Source organism: Escherichia sp. MOD1-EC6475 (assembly GCF_003046645.1).
Taxonomy (GTDB): domain Bacteria; phylum Pseudomonadota; class Gammaproteobacteria; order Enterobacterales; family Enterobacteriaceae; genus Escherichia; species Escherichia ruysiae.
The window spans coordinates 66,990-83,724 of sequence record NZ_PZKQ01000011.1 but is presented as its reverse complement, the minus strand read 5'-3'; the positions used below and the strand labels follow the sequence as shown (position 1 = coordinate 83,724).

Genomic DNA, 16,735 nt, shown 5'->3' with positions numbered 1-16,735 from the left:
GGTACTGCACTACAGGGGGACGCATTGAATGAGGTTATGGATGTTTATTCTTAATCAGAAAATTATCATCGGTGGAGAACGCTGGTTTACGCCAATGAAGGACTTAAAACCTATAGACGGGTTAACAGCCAGAAAGCAGCGAAGACGAGCGAAACTAACGCAAAGTCCAGCCAGACGGCAGCGAAGACCAGCGAAACGAATGCCAAAGCCAGCGAAACTGCGGCGAAAAACAGTCAGGATGCAGCAGCCCAAAGCGAGAGTGCCGCAGCTGGTTCTGCAACAGCGGCAGCTAATAGCCAAAAAGCTGCAAAAACCAGTGAAACTAACGCAAAGACGAGTGAAACAAAAGCAGCAGCCAGCGAGACAGAAGCAACGTCAGCCGCAACAAGAGCAGAGAATGCAGCCCGGATTGCAGAAGATGCCGCTGATCCTGCTTCTGTCCCTCCGCTTCCTGATATCTGGCTACCCTTGAATGATTCTCTGGAAGCGATAACAGGGTATGCGCCGGGCTATAAAACAATAACCATCGGCAGTGATGAAATAACAATGCCTGTTAATGGCATATGCCAATTTAGCCGGGCTTCATCAGCAACGTATATTGATAAGTCCGGGCATATTACCGTAGCAGGTAATAACGTTCCTCGTTTTGAAAAATATGGTTTGCTGATAGAGAATCAGCGAACAAACATGTTCGTAAATAGTTTTAATCCTGATGCCTGGAATAAAAGCGGTGGTATATCTGTAACATCATCAACAGATGAATTTGAGTTTAAATATGGACGTTTCACAGTAGGAAGCGATATAGCAGGAACGACAACAGGGAGAAATATATGCACAGTTGCTGGTAATAAAGGCATAGATGTGACTGGCGATGATCAGTACAGTAAAGGTCCGTATGTTACCGCGTCGTTCAGGGTAAGAAGTGATCTCAATGTTCGCGCACGTATCCGTTTTGAACGGTATAACTCGGAAGGATACACTTTCCTTTGTGACGCCTATTTGTCATTACAGACTCATGAACTACAAATTACGGGTGGTAATGCCCAGCTATTAACAGCAAACTTTGAAATCGACCCTGGTAGTGGATGGATATATTTTCAGGCAACACTGAAATGTCTGCCAGAATGGGGAATGGTTGGTACGCAGCTGCAAATTGCAGCCGACAGAGCTGTGGGGTCTTTTGCAACAGGTGACTGGATAGAAGTAACCACCCCGCAATTCGAGTATGGTGCTTGTGCAACTTCCTTTATCATAACGACAACAGAGCCAGCGACTCGTGCATCAGATTTATGTAAATTTCCGCTGATGAAAAATATGTATACCATGCCTTTTACGTTCATGGTGGAAGTCCATAAAAACTGGTTTATTTCTCATAATGCTGCACCGCGTGTCATTGATTCAGAAAATCACCAGTCCGGAGGCCCATTTATTATGGGGTTTGGTTCTTCTGGAACTATCAGTCAGGATGGTTATTCGTATTGCGATATAGGCGGGGCTAACCGGCGTGTATATGAGTCATGCGGAGTAAGAGATCTCGTTATGGGATTCAGGGTTAAGGCTGACGGCATGACATGTTCATTTGCAAATAAGAATATAAGCACTGAAACCAAAACAGTATGGAAATATATTCGTGAAGCAGCCGTGATTCGTATCGGGGGGCAAACGACGACAGGATTACGACACCTTAATGGTCATATAAAAAACCTCCGTTTCTGGAACAGAGCATTGTCAGATACGCAGCTTAAGGAATACGTATAATGCGGGATATAACATTACGATTCGATAACAGAGAACAGTTTAACGCAATTGTATATGACAGTGGCCTGTTCAGTCTTGAAGAAGAAAATGGGGTTCTTGTTGATGTTATTGGCTGCATTATTGATTACGAGGAACCAGAAAACGAAAGATGTACAGGCATTGATCGCGGTGGTTTTTTCGTAAACATGAGGATTGTTGATGGCAGTAAAAACATATCTTCTTTAATGCCTTTCATTACGACAGATCAGCATGTAAGGACATGGGCTTAATGGAGTAAGACAATGGTTACAAAAACAGTAATTCCAGGAGACATCACCACGTTAAAGGGAGATGTCAGTAAAGCCAAGGAAGATATTTCCTCAATTAACGTAAAAGTATCAACGCTTCAGGCTGATATGACCAGTGCAAAGCAGGATATCAGCTCCAGATACACAAAAACTGAAGTTGATAATAAGCTGAAAAACAAACTGGAAGTGAACGATCTGGAAAGTGGTCGTTATGGTGGAGATTTTTACCCGCTGACTGGCCGTGAAGCGTTTTATTTATGGGGGTTGGGCACGACTACTGCGGCGGCAAACCTTTATCTTAATCCTGACCCCGCAATTTCGTCTGTGCTGCGGTCAACATCGTCTATCCGCTATAAACATTCAGTAGAGACGATAGATTCGGAGCACGCCGATCTCATTTTCAAGATGCGCCCTGTATGGTACAGGTCGCAATGCGAAAATGACAGGCGCGATTGGGGATTCTATGGATTGATTGCCGAGGAAGTAGGAGAAATTGCCCCTCAGTTTGTTCACTGGCGACCAGCTAACGAAGATGATGCACCGGAAACCATTTCCAGCAATGGCCTTGTTGCCGAAGGTGTAATGTACGAACGTCTGGTTGTTCCACTGATTCACCATATCCAGAAGCTGACTGAAAGAGTTGATGAACTTGAGTCAGAATTAAAGTTGTTATTAACTTCCCGAAGCGATATTGGATAAAGGAGGAGTAATGGATATAACACCTTTCCTTCACGCGCTTTGTGCTGTGGCTGCGCAGGTACTGGTTGGTCTTTTTACCGGGAACTGGGCTTACGGAGCGATAGCCGGTTGTACGTTCTTCATTGCGCGTGAACACACCCAGGCAGAATATCGCTGGATTGAAATGTTCGGGCATGGCAAGCGAATGAATATGCCGTGGTGGGGCGGTTTTGATCCACGTGCATGGGATGTGGCAAGCCTGATGGATTTTGCTGTGCCGGTGGTGGCGTGTCTGCTGGTCTGGCTGTTGATTAATCGCGGGTGAAAAAGGTGAGCTGTATATGCAACGGAGGGCGAAACCTCGTTGCTGGAAGCCTGGAAGAAGTATCGGGTGTTGCTGAACCGTGTTGATACATCAACTGCACCGGATACTGAGTGGCCTCTCATTCCTGCAGCTAATTGAAAACTAGTTAATTATATTCCGCAGCAAATTATACTGGTAATATGCTGCGGTTTAATGATCAGTAAGTATAATATCGTCTGTTGCCACTAAATAGCTATGATAGCTCGCTATGTATGATTACCTTGTTTCTGCCAGTTCTTTTGGCTTCATATAGCGATTCATCTGCTTGAGCCAAGATTTCTGAAGGCATGAGTTTATTTGAAAGAGTGATGAACCCACCTATGCTGATAGTGACTCTTTCAACCCCATATTTAACAGTAAGATTTTGTGTTTTCACTTCAACATTCCTTCTTATTCTTTCGCTGATTGCTGAGATCTGAGAAAATGAAAGATCATTGAATACAATGGCGAATTCTTCCCCTCCAAGTCGGCCGAATAAATCTTTGTTCCTGATTGTCTTTGCAATAATCTTTGTTACTGTGCTTATTACTATATCTCCAGTGTGATGTCCATGCTGGTCATTTATCTTCTTGAAGTGATCAATGTCGAGCATTAATACACAAATGGAATTATTATTGTTATTTTTTAATATTGTCTTGAAGGCATTTAAAAAACCACCTCTATTATAAGTGTTAGTTAAAAAATCGTGTGATGCCAGATAATCTGAATATTTTAATTTCAAAAATATAAAATACATTAGAGTGCATATGATATATAGGCTGGATGCTAGTTCAAACCCTTTGGCCCAATACCATATAGGATAACGTGAATCCATAAAATGCAATAATATTAAGTTATCACATGCTAGAGCAATGCTGATAAAGCTAATGCAAAACCATATTTTTGAATAATTTTTAATAAAAAAACATGAAGAAACAAGAAGTAATAGCCAGAAATAAATTATCGTCTTAATGTAGAATGTATTCCATGTCAATTGATGGCTGACGGAGGAATAGTATACTATATTAATAGAGTAGCTTTCATTCGCGCTACTTAATATTTTGGCTGTAAATGATATGAAAATAAGAATTAGTATGGCAAATAGTATTGTGAATGTATTTTTTCTATTTGCACAAGTGTAAATTTCTTTTGAATGGCTTGAAAAAATAGCAACACAGGAAATTAACACAAAGCTTATTTGACGGAAAAAGTAAAATATTGCGGCGTCATTTGCCTTCTGGATTATTAAGGATTCAGAAGATATTGGTGTTTGCACAATAATTATTGTCTCTACAAAATAATAGAGATTGTTCAGGAATGCAATGGCTAGAATCAGCAGGCAAATTTGTTTTTGATGAGATGTATAGTATAAAAACATAAATATACAAATCATAAGGTTTATAAAAAACAGGCCTACAATAAAGATAATATAGTTGGTTTGGGTTGTTTGTGTAAGGTATAGCCAATTTTTCTCATGTAACTGCATGAGAAAAAATGAAACAAAGATGAATATAATGGAAAATATTTTTAAACTTACAGGTACTGTACGAGTAGTCATGCTGCCACCTAAAAAAATGCATATTTATTCATGTGTATCAATAAATATGTCTCAGGGTAACTTATTCTAAATCAGTATACCATTTGTTATAGATGCTGAAATTATCTTTTTCTGTAAAGATGACTTTTGAATGGTTTGCTGGTTATTAATATGCCTGCTAATTTAAGGTGTATATAGTGAATTTTGAGTGAAATTTTTAATGTGTTATTATTTGTGATGTATGTCACAGAGCCATTTGAGGCGGTCAGTATTCATACTGATAATTAGTGTGAAATTATGCTCTGTGTATGGCATATGTAGGGGAAGAGCAGACTTCGATTGTACCTATTTGCGGTGAATCCGATATCTTTTATTGCGTTGTTGGTCATGTCATGTTGAACTCGATTTAGATTTTTTAGCCGAACTAACAAGCCTGCAGACATCTGACATTTTTTGTTAGAGCGTACTATTTTGATGCGAAGTCATGTAACTTTGTTTCAGGCTGAAAAAGGGTTTAAATTGGGGGAAGTCCAGCTTGGCTCTGGCTCGATTTCACTCCTCCTTTACTTCTCCATTCAGACCAGGCATCGCGAATTCACTGCATGTAGATGAGCGATTTTTATATATTGTGCAGTAAGCGTTTTTCCTAGAGCGGTTGGCTAGGGCAATACATCTTGGGTTTTCCTGATTCGTACCGCTTATGCTTCGGAGATAAGGGGATATGTGCTCTGTGAACCTAACGGGGATGGTACAGCCAGCATCATCGATTTCAGCCCGGTAAAAGAGACGAGGAAAAATGCACAACAGGCACCACACGTTATGCATGGATTCGAATTGCTCATAATTCACCAGCACAGCTTTAAATCGTAAAGAGAACCACGCTACGCTGTATGCGAGAATGTATTGTGGTTGGCTGGTGAAATTCCGTTAGTGGATTTACAGCCGGAACTGATTCTCTAGGAAAGAAATCATGGGCCAACTCACAGGCCACAGAATGAGAATTCTTAGAATTTTTTCGGTGGCAAAAATGGGGCAAAACGCTGCAAAAGGGGCAAAAATGGGGCAAAAAAAGAGTGGGTTATCGTGGCTTATTGTAGTTGCCGATAATGTTTAACATATTGAAAAATAAATAAAATACTTATGAGTCAGATAGTTGTGATTTTTGCCCTTACTTGTTCAGGTTGTATTGTTCTTTCTTACTAATTTCTTGATTTTGCGACATTTAAAAGCGACTCAATTCGTTATATGGCATCAGAAGAGTATGCGTCATGCCGGAATGTCCAGCATAAGAAATCTGATATAAAAACTGTGGCGTGTATGGTACGGATTAGAGGGGAAAATGTCAGCACATTTGCGAAATGAATCAAAAAGCCCGCAGCGACGTGCGGGCGTTAGTTTTTAGCGCACGACCAGCACGGAGCACTCTGCATGACGCACGACGGCGGCGGCGTTAGAGCCGAGCAGGTAGGTGGTGATATCCGGTCGATGGGAGGCAATGATGATCATATGAGCAGGGATCTTTTTCGCCATTTCCAGAATGCGGTCTTTTGGCGAACCTTCTTCAACATGAACATGCACTCTGTCAGTCGGCAGCTTGAATTTTTTAATTATCTCTTCCAGTTGCGATTTAGCTTCCGCTTTCAGGTCATCCATTGCCGGTAATTCTGCGGAATACGCTAAACCCAGAGAGGCATAGTAGGGCAGCGAAGGTATTACCGTCAGGAAATGAACCTCTGCATCATCAATCTTTGCCTCGGCCTCAACATGGCTAATCACGCGTTGAGTTAATTCTGAATCGGAAATATCGATAGGGACAAGAATCGTTCTGTTCATAAAACCTCCTGTTTTAGTATCCGCATAAAGTGTAACGCCAGATGAGGTCTTTTGTATAATGACGGAGTTCACATTTTTAATTTAGATTAAGCAGGATTTAATAAGTAGAAAAAGCCCGCCAGAGAGGCGGGCAGGCAGGATTAGAACTGATAAACCAGACCTAAAGCGACAATATCATCGGTAGAGATACCGTTGGCGGCGTAGAAGCTGTCATCTTCATCCAACAAGTTAATTTTATAGTCAACATAGGTAGACATATTTTTGTTGAAATAATATGTTGCGCCAACATCGGCGTATTTGACCAGATCTTTATCGTCAACACCGGCCGGGTTATCAGCACCACCAGCAGCGTTCAGGTCACGCCCTTTAGACATCAGGAAAGACACTGCCGGACGCAGACCAAAGTCAAACTGATATTGGGCAGTGACTTCAAAGTTCTGGGTCTTGTTCGCAACGGCGTAATCGCTGTTGCCAAATGGTGTCATATTACGCGTTTCGGAATACATGGTTGCCAGATAAATGTTGTTAGCATCATATTTAATCCCGGCAGTCCAGGCATCGGCTTTATCGCCACCCGCCGCAGTATGGTTAACCTGGTCATTGGTGCGGTCTGAGGAGGTGTATGCCGCGCCCGCGCTAAAGCCCATACCTAAATCGTAGGTTGTGGAAAGCCCCCAGCCGTCGCCGTTTTCATGACGAACATCACGTCCGTTGTTGGTGCCTTCCTGACCGTTGTTTGCACCTTCGTTATTACCCTGATACTGCACTGCGAAGTTCAGACCATTAACCAGGTCGAAGAAATCAGTATTACGATATGTCGCTACGCCATTAGCACGACCGGTCATAAAGTTGTCTGCATTGGTGTAGGAGTCACCGCCAAATTCTGGCAGCATATCGGTCCAGCCCTCTACGTCGTACATTACACCGTAATTACGTCCGTAATCGAAAGAACCGTAATTTGCAAATTTCAATCCGGCGAATGCCAGACGAGTCCAGGATTGGTTTTCTGAGGATTCAGTATTGTTTGCCTGAATATTATATTCCCACTGACCATAGCCAGTGAGTTGATCGTTAATTTGTGTTTCGCCTTTAAATCCAAGACGTGCATAGCTCTGATCGCCATCTTTTGCAGAACTATCAGAAAAATAGTGCAGGCCATCAACTTTGCCATAAAGATCTAATTTATTGCCGTCTTTATTATAAATTTCTGCTGCATGTACAGCACCTGCGGCGAGCAGGGCAGGGATTAAGAGTGCCAGTATTTTGCTTTTCATTGAAAAAATCCTTTAGTTATTTTATTTGCCTTTCTCTCCCCGTTTGGGAAGTGAAAACATCCTAAAGGAAAAGTTCCATTAGCCGATAAGTGTCATTTGTTACGCCTTAAGTAAAACCTTAATCAAATAATTCCTGGGAAATGATGATTAGTTTGGTGAATGATTTGATGGTTATACATACAAAATAAAAATTATACTTTTAAAAAATGATGCGTTATTCTGCGTGGGTTATATGCCTTTATTGTCACAGATATTATTTATCGTTGGGTCATTGCTATAGCTATTTCTTTCCCAACAAATAAAAAGACAAGCCCGAACTTTCATTCGGGCTTTTTTTCGTTCCGGATAATCCTTATCCGACGACGCTACTCGGTGCCACTTTTATCCGTTTTTCCTGCCATTTGCGCGAGGAAGTCATAGCGTTTTTGCAGATCGGCTGCGGCATCTTTCCATAACTGTTCCGCCACTTCTGGCTGTTGCGAATTCAGACGGCGGAAACGTTGCTCATGGAGCAATGTCTCTTCCAGAGCCTCTGATGGCGGACGAGAATCCAGCGCCAGTGGCAGTTTGCCTTCATCGGCACGACGTGGATCAAAGCGATACAGCGGCCAGAAGCCGGTTGCGGTGAGTTGGCGCATCTGGTCGTGGCTCAATGCCAGGTCATAACCGTGCTCTTCACACGGGCTGTAAGCAATGATCAGCGACGGCCCCGGATAGGCTTCCGCTTCCTGAATCGCTTTTACCGTCTGGTTCAACTGCGCGCCGAGAGAAATCTGCGCCACATAAACATGACCGTACATCATCATACTGACGCCGAGATCTTTACGCGCTTTGCGTTTGCCGTGTTCACCAAACTTAGTCACCGCGCCAAGCGGCGTTGCTTTAGACGCCTGACCGCCGGTATTGGAGTAGCATTGCGTATCCAGTACCAGAATGTTGACGTTTTCCGTCAGGCTCAATACATGATCCAGACCACCGAAGCCGATATCGTAAGCCCAGCCGTCGCCACCAATCAGCCAGATTGATTTTTCCACCAACGCATCAGCGTCGCGTAGCAGTTCATGAGCTTCACTCACATCTTTGAGATGCTGGCGCAGCGTGGCAACCTGTTCGCGACGAACTTCTGGCGTGGCGTCTGATTTCAACGCTGCCAGTAACTCCGCCGGGATTTTATCGGCAAACTGATCCAGCAGACGCAGCACGCGGACACGATGCTGATCGACCGTCAGGCGGAAGCCCAGGCCAAATTCGGCGTTATCTTCAAACAGTGAATTCGCCCAGGCAGGACCTCGACCATTGGCATCAGTGGTATACGGTGTGGATGGCAGGTTACCGCCGTAAATTGACGAACAGCCAGTAGCGTTAGCGATTAACATCCGGTCGCCATAGAGCTGAGTAAGCAATTTGATATATGGCGTTTCGCCACAACCGGAACAAGCACCAGAATATTCAAACAGCGGTGTGATTAACTGCGAAGTCCGAATATCAATACGTTCCAGTTTGCTGCGGTCGATTTCTGGTAAGTTCAGGAAGAAATCGTAATTGATTTTCTCTTCTTCCACATGTTCCAGACGCGACATCATATTGATGGCTTTGACCTCTGGATTCTGTCGGTCTTTCGCCGGGCAGACTTCAACGCACAGATTACAGCCGGTGCAATCTTCCGGTGCGACCTGCAACACATATTTCTGCCCGCGCATATCGCGCGATTTGACATCCAGCGAATGCAGGCTGGCAGGGGCGTTTTCCATTGCTTCGGGTGGCACCACTTTTGCGCGAATAGCGGAGTGTGGGCAAGCAGCGACGCAGTGGTTACATTGGGTACAGAGTTCCTCTTTCCAGATGGGGATCTCTTCGGCGATATTGCGTTTTTCCCAGCGAGTGGTTCCCATTGGCCATGTGCCGTCTGGCGGTAGCGCCGAAACGGGGAGGGCATCGCCAAGTCCGGCGAGCATCGCAGCGGTAACGGTTTTAACGAAATCAGGTGCAGCATCGGAAACCACCGGCGGACGATTTGCACTATGTGGATTGACCGGCTGTAACGGGACTTCTTCCACGGATTCTCGCGCCAGCGCCAGTGCCTGCCAGTTGCGCTCCACCAGATCCTGGCCTTTGCTGCTGTAGCTTTTGGCAATCGCGCCCTGCAATTCAGCCAGGGCGCTGTCGCCAGGCAGAATTTGTGTCAGGTGGAAAAACGCCATCTGCATTACGGTATTAATACGAGCCGCCAGTCCACATTCACGCGCGATTTTCGCTGCGTTAATGACATAAAAGCGTGCTTTTTTCTGATTCAGCACCGCCTGCACTTCTTGCGGCAACCGCGACCAGACTTCATCGGCACTGTACGGCGTGTTAAGCAGGAAAATACCGCCGGGTTTCAGACGTTCTGCCATCTGATATTTGTCGATAAACTGCAACTGGTGGCAACCAACAAAATCAGCCTGGGGAATCAGATATGCAGAACGAATGGGATGTTCGCTTACGCGCAGGTGAGAAACTGTCAGACCACCGGCTTTTTTGGAGTCGTAAACAAAATAACCCTGTGCATACCACGGCGTGGAGTTACCGATAATCTTGATATTGTTTTTAGTCGCGGAAACGCTGCCATCACTGCCCAGACCATAAAACAGGGCTTCCAGCTTCGCGGAGTTTGGCAGGGTATTTTCTGGCAATGGTAGCGACAGATTGGTTACATCATCGTAAATACCGACGGTAAAACGGGGTTTGGGTTTGGCTGCGTTAAGTTCGGCAAATACTGCCAGCACACAATCCGGGCCAAACTCTTTGGATGATAAGCCATAGCGCCCGCCAATGACGCGTGGCAGTGTTTCACGCTCGCCATTATTAAAGGCTTCCGCCAGCGCGGTCATTACGTCCAGATACAGTGGCTCTGCCTGGGCGCCCGGCTCTTTGGTACGATCCAGCACCGCGACAGTTCGCACGGAGTCTGGCAATGCTTGCAGTAAGTGTTTGGCGGAGAACGGGCGGTATAGTCGAACTTTCAGCACCCCGACTTTTTCGCCACGGGTAAGTAACTCATCAACCACTTCTTCACAAGTACCGATGGCAGATCCCATCAGGATAATCACCCGTTCTGCTTGTGGATGCCCGTAGTATTCAAAAGGCTGATACTGACGACCCGTAGCGGCGGCGAAATCATTCATCGCCTGTTCAACATGGTCGTAAACTGCGTTGTACCACGGGTTGGTGGCTTCACGTGACTGGAAGTAGGTGTCCGGGTTAGCCGAGGTGCCGCGAATTACCGGATGTTCCGGGTTCAGCGCGCGGGCGCGGTGGGCATCAATTTCTGCCTGCGGCATCAGTTCAAGAATCGTGTCGTCAGCCAGTGGAACGATTTTGTTGATCTCGTGGGACGTGCGGAAACCATCAAAAAAATGAATAAACGGCACACGGCTTTTTAGTGTTGCGATATGTGAAATGAGAGCGAAGTCCTGCGCTTCCTGAACGTTTGCTGCACACAACATGGCGCAACCGGTTTGGCGCACGGCCATCACGTCTGAATGATCGCCAAAAATAGAGAGCGCATGAGTAGCGACGGTACGCGCTGCTACATGCAGTACAAACGGCGTCAGTTCGCCCGCCAGTTTGTACAACGTCGGAATCATCAGCAGTAAACCCTGCGATGATGTAAATGATGTCGAGAGAGCACCCGTTTGCAAAGCGCCGTGCACAGTCGCGATAGCACCAGCTTCTGACTGCATTTCAACCACGCGGGGCGTATCTCCCCACACGTTTTTCAAGCCGTTTCCGGCCCATGCATCGGCCTGTTCCGCCATCGTGGAACTTGGGGTAATAGGGTAGATGGCGATAACTTCACTGGTGCGAAATGCCACCGAAGCTACCGCGCCATTACCATCAATTGTGATCATACGACACCCTTACATTGCGCAAATGAGGGGCACACGAAAAAGCTGCGCGCCCAGTAGTTATCTCTCAATTTTAGCAAATGGCTTTCTGTTGCATTTTCGCTTTTGTGTCCCCCATATCAGCGTAATGAATGTTTTGATCAAACAGTGGACAAAAAAATAGCCATAAAAAAGTAACAATGCGTTGCAACACACATAGTTGTTCTCGACGTCGTCGTCTGTGCTGCCTATTATTTACGGCGGTGTCGTTTGGTTTAAAGATTAGAGGAAGTAAAGATGCGAGCAGTGTTGTGGGTCGGGTGTGCCGCTTTATTGTTATCGGCGTGTAGTAGTGAACCAGTTCAGCAGGCAACTGCGGCGCATGTGGCGCCAGGTTTAAAAGCGTCCATGTCCAGTAGCGGTGAAGCAAATTGCGCGATGATTGGTGGTTCGCTATCCGTTGCCCGTCAACTTGACGGAACGGCTATTGGAATGTGTGCATTACCCAACGGCAAACGCTGTAGCGAACAGTCACTTGCCGCCGGAAGCTGTGGCAGCTATTAATTCATTAAATCTGCCAGTTTATAAGTTAATGTCTGTTTCGCGGTTGCCAGCGTCAACTGGTTGGCGGTCAGATCTACCTGCGCACCTTCTTTCAGCATTTCGCTGATGGTGTGATCGAGTTCGTTAAGCTGTGGGTTGGCACACATCATGCGGGTCATTGCCAGTCCTTTAACTTTCAGTTCACCGCCAGAAAGTTTACCCTCGCCGCTAAAGCGGTTGCACATGTTGCCAGAAATCATCATCTTTTCACCAAAGCTGATTTCTGGCGGGTTTTTATCGCTGGTAACAGGTTGACCGTTGACACTTTCCAGCACAAAGCGGTGATGCTGTAATTGTTCTGGCGTCACAGCAATTTTGTCATTACTTACACATCCCGCCATCAGCAGGCTTAACGCAACAAGCGTGGCTACTTTCTTCATTTTGGTTCTCAACTTAAGGTATAAATCAGGTGCTGACTGCCGAATGCAACGCGACGCGCCTTACCCGTCCTACAAAATATATTTTAAGAATAGTGGATGAAAGATCTTTGGGGATTATCTGAATAAGCTCCCCTGGTTTGCAGGGGAGCAGCAGGATTAAACCAGTTCGTTCGGGCAGGATTCGCCTTTTTCCAGATTACTTAAGTTTTGCAGCGTGGTCTGGGAAATACTGGTCAGAGCTTCTGCCGTCAGGAATGCCTGGTGTCCGGTAAACAGCACGTTATGGCAGGCAGACAGACGACGGAACACGTCATCCTGGATCACGTCGTTGGATTTATCTTCAAAGAACAGATCGCGTTCGTTTTCATACACGTCCATCCCCAGCGAGCCAATTTTCTGGTTTTTCAGAGCTTCAATTGCCGCCTGGGAATCAATCAATGCGCCACGACTGGTGTTGACGATCATTACGCCGTTTTTCATCTGATCAAACGCCGCCTCATTCAGCAGGTGGTAGTTCTCCGGCGTTAGTGGGCAGTGCAGGGAGATAACGTCTGATTCAGAGAACAGGGTCGGCAGATCGACATACTCCACACCGAGCTCCAGCGCCGCCGCACTTGGGTACGGATCGAACGCAAGCAGACGCATACCAAAACCTTTCAGAATGCGCAGCATCGCCACACCGATCTTACCGGTGCCGATAACGCCCGCTGTTTTGCCATACATAGTAAAGCCGGTCAGACCTTCCAGAGAGAAGTTAGCGTCACGGGTACGCTGATACGCGCGGTGAATACGGCGGTTCAGCGTCATCATCATACCGATGGCGTGTTCAGCAACGGCCTCTGGATCATAGGCTGGAACACGGACTACTTTCAGCCCCAGTTCTTTTGCCGCGTCAAGGTCGACGTTGTTGAAACCGGCACAGCGCAGGGCGATATATTTAACGCCGTGCTTTTTCAGCTCTTCCAGCACCGGGCGGCTGCCGTCATCGTTTACGAAAATACATACCGCTTCGCAGCCATTGGCAGTTTTAGCGGTTTTTTCCGTCAGCAGAAAGTCAAAAAATTCCAGCTCAAAGCCAAAGGACTCGTTCACCTGTTGCAGGTACTTCTTGTCGTACTGTTTTGTGCTATAAACGGCGAGTTTCATAAGACTTTCTCCAGTGATGTTGAATCACATTTAAGCTACTAAAAATATTTTACAAAATTTCAAATATAATTGAAAGCTATGGCGATATTGAAAAATTCATCAACAACTATGCTTAGTGTAGGCGCAACCTTCAACTGAACGGTTAAACATGCCACAATACCCGTATTGAATGCTTAATTTTTCGCTAAATCAGGATATTAACTACCCATGTTGGGTAAATATAAAGCTGTTCTCGCGCTGCTATTACTGATTATTCTTGTGCCGTTGACGTTGCTGATGACGCTCGGATTGTGGGTGCCCACGCTGGCGGGCATCTGGCTACCGCTCGGTACACGTATTGCATTAGATGAAAGTCCACGCATTACGCGTAAAGGTTTAATCATTCCCGATCTCCGTTATCTGGTGGGAGATTGTCAGCTTGCACATATCACCAACGCCAGTCTTTCACATCCCAGCCGCTGGTTATTGAATGTCGGTACCGTAGAACTTGACTCTAATTGCCTGGCGAAATTGCCACAGGAAGAACCCTCTCCAGCCGCGCCGAAGACCCTCGCGCAGTGGCAAGCCATGTTGCCTAACACCTGGATCAATATTGATAAACTGATCTTTTCTCCCTGGCAGGAATGGCAGGGAAAACTCTCTCTCGCGTTAACCTCTGATATCCAGCAACTGCGTTATCAGGGCGAAAAAGTTAAATTTCAAGGCCAGCTTAAAGGGCAACAACTTACAGTCAGCGAGCTGGATGTTGCCGCGTTCGAAAATCAGCCGCCGGTAAAACTGGTGGGAGAATTTACCCTGCCGCTAGTGCCGGATGGGCTTCCTGTAAGTGGCCATGCTACTGCGACGTTGAATTTGCCGCAGGAACCGTCGCTGGTGGATGCTGAACTTGAGTGGCAGGAAAATAGCGGGCAATTGATTGTGATGACACGAGATAACGGCGATCCGTTGCTCGATTTACCATGGGAAATTACACGTCAGCAATTGACGGTAAGTGATGGTCGCTGGAGCTGGCCGTATGCAGGTTTTCCCCTTAGTGGACGGTTGGGTGTCAAAGTCGATAACTGGCAGGCCGGGCTTGAGAACGCATTAGTCAGTGGTCGGCTGAGTGTGCTGACCCAGGGAAAAGCGGGTAAGGGCAATGCGGTGCTTAATTTTGGCCCAGGAAAATTAAGCATGGATAACAGTCAGATGCCACTGCAGCTGACCGGTGAAGCGAAACAGGCGGATCTTATTTTATATGCTCGCTTACCGGCGCAGCTAAGCGGAAGTCTGACTGACCCAACGCTGGCCTTTGAGCCTGGCGCGTTATTACGTTCAAAGGGGAGAGTCATCGATTCACTGGACATCGATGAAATCCGCTGGCCTTTAGCGGGGGTAAAAGTCACTCAACGTGGTGTTGACGGGCGCTTGCAGGCTATTTTGCAGGCACATGAAAATGAACTGGGCGACTTTGTGCTGCATATGGATGGTCAGGCGAACGATTTTCTCCCTGATGCAGGACGCTGGCAGTGGCGTTACTGGGGAAAAGGCAGTTTTACCCCGATGAATGCCAACTGGGATGTCGCAGGAAAAGGTGAGTGGCATGACAGCACGATTACGCTTACCGATCTTTCGACCGGTTTCGACCAGTTGCAATATGGCACAATGACGGTGGAAACGCCGCACTTAATTCTTGATAAACCCGTTGTCTGGGTACGCGACGCTCAGAATCCGTCTTTTAGTGGTGCGCTTTCGCTGGATGCAGGGCAAACGCTTTTCACGGGGGGCAGCGTGTTACCGCCATCAACCTTAAAATTTAGTGTTGAAGGGCGCGAACCAACTTATTTCCTCTTCAAAGGCGATTTACATGCTGGCGAGATTGGTCCGGTACGGGTAAATGGTCGCTGGGACGGTATTCGTCTGCGCGGTAACGCCTGGTGGCCTAAACAATCACTCACTGTATTTCAGCCGCTGGTGCCACCTGACTGGAAGATGAACCTACGCGATGGCGAGCTGTATGCTCAGGTGGCCTTTTCCGCTGCGCCTGATCAAGGCTTCCGTGCGGGGGGGCATGGCGTATTAAAAGGTGGCCGCGCCTGGATGCCTGATAACCAGGTCAACGGCGTCGACTTTGTACTACCGTTCCGTTTTGGCGACGGTGCGTGGCACCTGGGGACGCGACGACCTGTATCATTACGTATTGCTGAAGTGGTTAACCTTGTGACGGCAAAAAATATCACTGCCGATCTTCAGGGGCGTTATCCGTGGACCGAAGATGAACCCTTGCTACTGACCAATGTGAGTGTTGATGTTTTAGGCGGTAACGTGCTGATGAAACAATTACGTATGCCGCAGCACGATCCGGCGCTATTGCGCCTGAATAATCTCTCATCCAGTGAACTGATTAGCGCCGTCAACCCGAAACAATTCGCTATGTCAGGGGCATTTAGTGGTGCCTTGCCATTATGGCTGAATAATGAAAAATGGATTGTAAAAGATGGTTGGCTGGCAAACTCAGGCCCCATGACTTTACGTCTGGATAAAGACACGGCGGATGCAGTAGCAAAAGACAATATGACCGCCGGAACTGCTATCAACTGGTTGCGCTATATGGAAATTAGCCGTTCATCGACAAAAATTAATTTAGATAATCTCGGTGTATTAACCATGCAGGCAACGATCAGCGGTAATAGTCGGGTTGATGGCAAAACAGGCACTGTGAATCTTAATTACAGTCACGAAGAGAATATTTTTACGTTATGGCGCAGTTTACGCTTTGGCGATAATCTCCAGGCGTGGCTGGAACAGAATGCCCGTATCCCGGAAAATGGCTGCCCGTCAGGAAAAGAATGTGAGGAAAAACAATGAAAATAGTGATAGCCGCGCTCGCGTCTTCTTTTATGTTGGTTGGTTGCACTCCGCGCATAGAGGTGGCTGCGCCGAAGGAGCCAATCACCATTAATATGAACGTTAAAATTGAGCATGAGATCATCATCAAAGCGGACAAAGATGTTGAAGACCTGCTTAAAACCCGTAGCGATCTTTTTTGAG

General features: G+C 46.4%; 15 protein-coding genes and 1 pseudogene. 10 read left to right on the top strand and 6 right to left on the bottom strand.

The genetic code is table 11. The annotated features are described in order from the left end of the window. Positions 1–40 precede the first annotated feature (40 nt). From A7589_RS02685 to A7589_RS02660, 6 genes and pseudogenes are all read left to right on the top strand, one after another. Positions 41–472, top strand: coding sequence for a hypothetical protein (locus A7589_RS02685; protein WP_133174880.1), 432 nt, complete (start codon positions 41–43; stop codon positions 470–472). Beyond that, positions 469–1,758, top strand: a complete 1,290-nt coding sequence (locus tag A7589_RS02680) for a phage head spike fiber domain-containing protein (protein WP_133174879.1) — start codon at positions 469–471, stop codon at positions 1,756–1,758. Before A7589_RS02685 ends, A7589_RS02680 begins: the two co-directional genes overlap by 4 nt. Then, positions 1,758–2,027: a hypothetical protein gene (locus A7589_RS02675; protein WP_001544317.1), complete on the top strand. Its 270-nt coding sequence runs from the start codon at positions 1,758–1,760 to the stop codon at positions 2,025–2,027. The genes A7589_RS02680 and A7589_RS02675 overlap by 1 nt, the downstream gene beginning before the upstream one ends. Before the next feature lie 12 nt (positions 2,028–2,039). After that, the gene (locus A7589_RS02670) at positions 2,040–2,744 is read left to right on the top strand and encodes a tail fiber domain-containing protein (RefSeq protein WP_108188714.1); all 705 of its coding nucleotides are present in this window, start codon (positions 2,040–2,042) and stop codon (positions 2,742–2,744) included. Between the two features lie 10 nt (positions 2,745–2,754). Next, positions 2,755–3,048, top strand: coding sequence for a hypothetical protein (locus A7589_RS02665; RefSeq protein ID WP_108188713.1), 294 nt, complete (start codon positions 2,755–2,757; stop codon positions 3,046–3,048). An 18-nt stretch (positions 3,049–3,066) separates the two neighbouring features. Further along, positions 3,067–3,186: pseudogene (locus A7589_RS02660) on the top strand (tail fiber assembly protein); the annotation flags it as partial. A 94-nt stretch (positions 3,187–3,280) separates the two neighbouring features. Here A7589_RS02660 and A7589_RS02655 read toward each other — a convergent pair. After that, entirely contained in the window at positions 3,281–4,624 is a 1,344-nt protein-coding gene (locus tag A7589_RS02655) for a sensor domain-containing diguanylate cyclase (RefSeq protein ID WP_108188712.1), read from the bottom strand. Between the two features lie 949 nt (positions 4,625–5,573). On the opposite strand from A7589_RS02655, the gene A7589_RS22900 reads away from it, so the two are divergent. Then, on the top strand, positions 5,574–5,717 hold the full coding sequence (locus tag A7589_RS22900; protein WP_165797956.1) for a hypothetical protein: 144 nt from the start codon (positions 5,574–5,576) through the stop codon (positions 5,715–5,717). 284 nt (positions 5,718–6,001) lie between these two features. Here A7589_RS22900 and uspF read toward each other — a convergent pair whose 3' ends face one another. From uspF to nifJ, 3 genes are all read right to left on the bottom strand, one after another. Beyond that, complete coding sequence (gene uspF, locus A7589_RS02650) at positions 6,002–6,436, bottom strand: universal stress protein UspF (RefSeq protein WP_001082294.1); 435 nt, start codon at positions 6,434–6,436, stop codon at positions 6,002–6,004. A gap of 140 nt (positions 6,437–6,576) precedes the next feature. Next, positions 6,577–7,710: a porin OmpN gene (ompN, locus tag A7589_RS02645; RefSeq protein ID WP_000836967.1), complete on the bottom strand. Its 1,134-nt coding sequence runs from the start codon at positions 7,708–7,710 to the stop codon at positions 6,577–6,579. Between the two features lie 365 nt (positions 7,711–8,075). Then, a complete protein-coding gene (nifJ, locus tag A7589_RS02640; RefSeq protein WP_000628219.1) occupies positions 8,076–11,600 on the bottom strand; it encodes a pyruvate:ferredoxin (flavodoxin) oxidoreductase in 3,525 nt (1,174 codons plus the stop codon). Between the two features lie 273 nt (positions 11,601–11,873). Between nifJ and A7589_RS02635 the strand changes: the two genes are divergently transcribed. Continuing rightward, positions 11,874–12,140 (top strand): putative hemolysin, encoded by a 267-nt coding sequence (locus A7589_RS02635; RefSeq protein ID WP_001203005.1) that lies wholly within the window; start codon positions 11,874–11,876, stop codon positions 12,138–12,140. Here A7589_RS02635 and hslJ read toward each other — a convergent pair. Both hslJ and ldhA read right to left on the bottom strand, forming a co-directional pair. Continuing rightward, the gene (gene hslJ / locus A7589_RS02630) at positions 12,137–12,559 is read right to left on the bottom strand and encodes a heat shock protein HslJ (protein WP_010349010.1); all 423 of its coding nucleotides are present in this window, start codon (positions 12,557–12,559) and stop codon (positions 12,137–12,139) included. The two genes, A7589_RS02635 and hslJ, sit on opposite strands and share 4 nt — an antisense overlap. Before the next feature lie 156 nt (positions 12,560–12,715). Beyond that, positions 12,716–13,705: a D-lactate dehydrogenase gene (gene ldhA / locus A7589_RS02625; protein ID WP_000762228.1), complete on the bottom strand. Its 990-nt coding sequence runs from the start codon at positions 13,703–13,705 to the stop codon at positions 12,716–12,718. Positions 13,706–13,912: 207 nt separating this feature from the next. Between ldhA and A7589_RS02620 the strand changes: the two genes are divergently transcribed. Together A7589_RS02620 and A7589_RS02615 are read left to right on the top strand one after the other, a co-directional pair. After that, positions 13,913–16,552, top strand: a complete 2,640-nt coding sequence (locus A7589_RS02620; RefSeq protein ID WP_108188711.1) for a YdbH family protein — start codon at positions 13,913–13,915, stop codon at positions 16,550–16,552. Next, positions 16,549–16,734 (top strand): YnbE family lipoprotein, encoded by a 186-nt coding sequence (locus tag A7589_RS02615; protein WP_000706311.1) that lies wholly within the window; start codon positions 16,549–16,551, stop codon positions 16,732–16,734. Before A7589_RS02620 ends, A7589_RS02615 begins: the two co-directional genes overlap by 4 nt. The last annotated feature ends 1 nt before the right edge of the window (position 16,735 follow it).

Excerpts from the sequence above, each read along its gene's own strand:
- A7589_RS02685 (WP_133174880.1), top strand. The coding sequence starts at position 41 with ATGTTTATTCTTAATCAGAAAATTATCATCGGTGGAGAACGCTGGTTT.
- A7589_RS02675 (WP_001544317.1), top strand. The coding sequence starts at position 1,758 with ATGCGGGATATAACATTACGATTCGATAACAGAGAACAGTTTAACGCA.
- A7589_RS02670 (WP_108188714.1), top strand. The coding sequence starts at position 2,040 with ATGGTTACAAAAACAGTAATTCCAGGAGACATCACCACGTTAAAGGGA.
- A7589_RS02665 (WP_108188713.1), top strand. The coding sequence starts at position 2,755 with ATGGATATAACACCTTTCCTTCACGCGCTTTGTGCTGTGGCTGCGCAG.
- A7589_RS02655 (WP_108188712.1), bottom strand. The coding sequence starts at position 4,624 with ATGACTACTCGTACAGTACCTGTAAGTTTAAAAATATTTTCCATTATA.
- A7589_RS22900 (WP_165797956.1), top strand. The coding sequence starts at position 5,574 with ATGGGCCAACTCACAGGCCACAGAATGAGAATTCTTAGAATTTTTTCG.
- uspF (WP_001082294.1), bottom strand. The coding sequence starts at position 6,436 with ATGAACAGAACGATTCTTGTCCCTATCGATATTTCCGATTCAGAATTA.
- ompN (WP_000836967.1), bottom strand. The coding sequence starts at position 7,710 with ATGAAAAGCAAAATACTGGCACTCTTAATCCCTGCCCTGCTCGCCGCA.
- nifJ (WP_000628219.1), bottom strand. The coding sequence starts at position 11,600 with ATGATCACAATTGATGGTAATGGCGCGGTAGCTTCGGTGGCATTTCGC.
- A7589_RS02635 (WP_001203005.1), top strand. The coding sequence starts at position 11,874 with ATGCGAGCAGTGTTGTGGGTCGGGTGTGCCGCTTTATTGTTATCGGCG.
- hslJ (WP_010349010.1), bottom strand. The coding sequence starts at position 12,559 with ATGAAGAAAGTAGCCACGCTTGTTGCGTTAAGCCTGCTGATGGCGGGA.
- ldhA (WP_000762228.1), bottom strand. The coding sequence starts at position 13,705 with ATGAAACTCGCCGTTTATAGCACAAAACAGTACGACAAGAAGTACCTG.
- A7589_RS02620 (WP_108188711.1), top strand. The coding sequence starts at position 13,913 with ATGTTGGGTAAATATAAAGCTGTTCTCGCGCTGCTATTACTGATTATT.
- A7589_RS02615 (WP_000706311.1), top strand. The coding sequence starts at position 16,549 with ATGAAAATAGTGATAGCCGCGCTCGCGTCTTCTTTTATGTTGGTTGGT.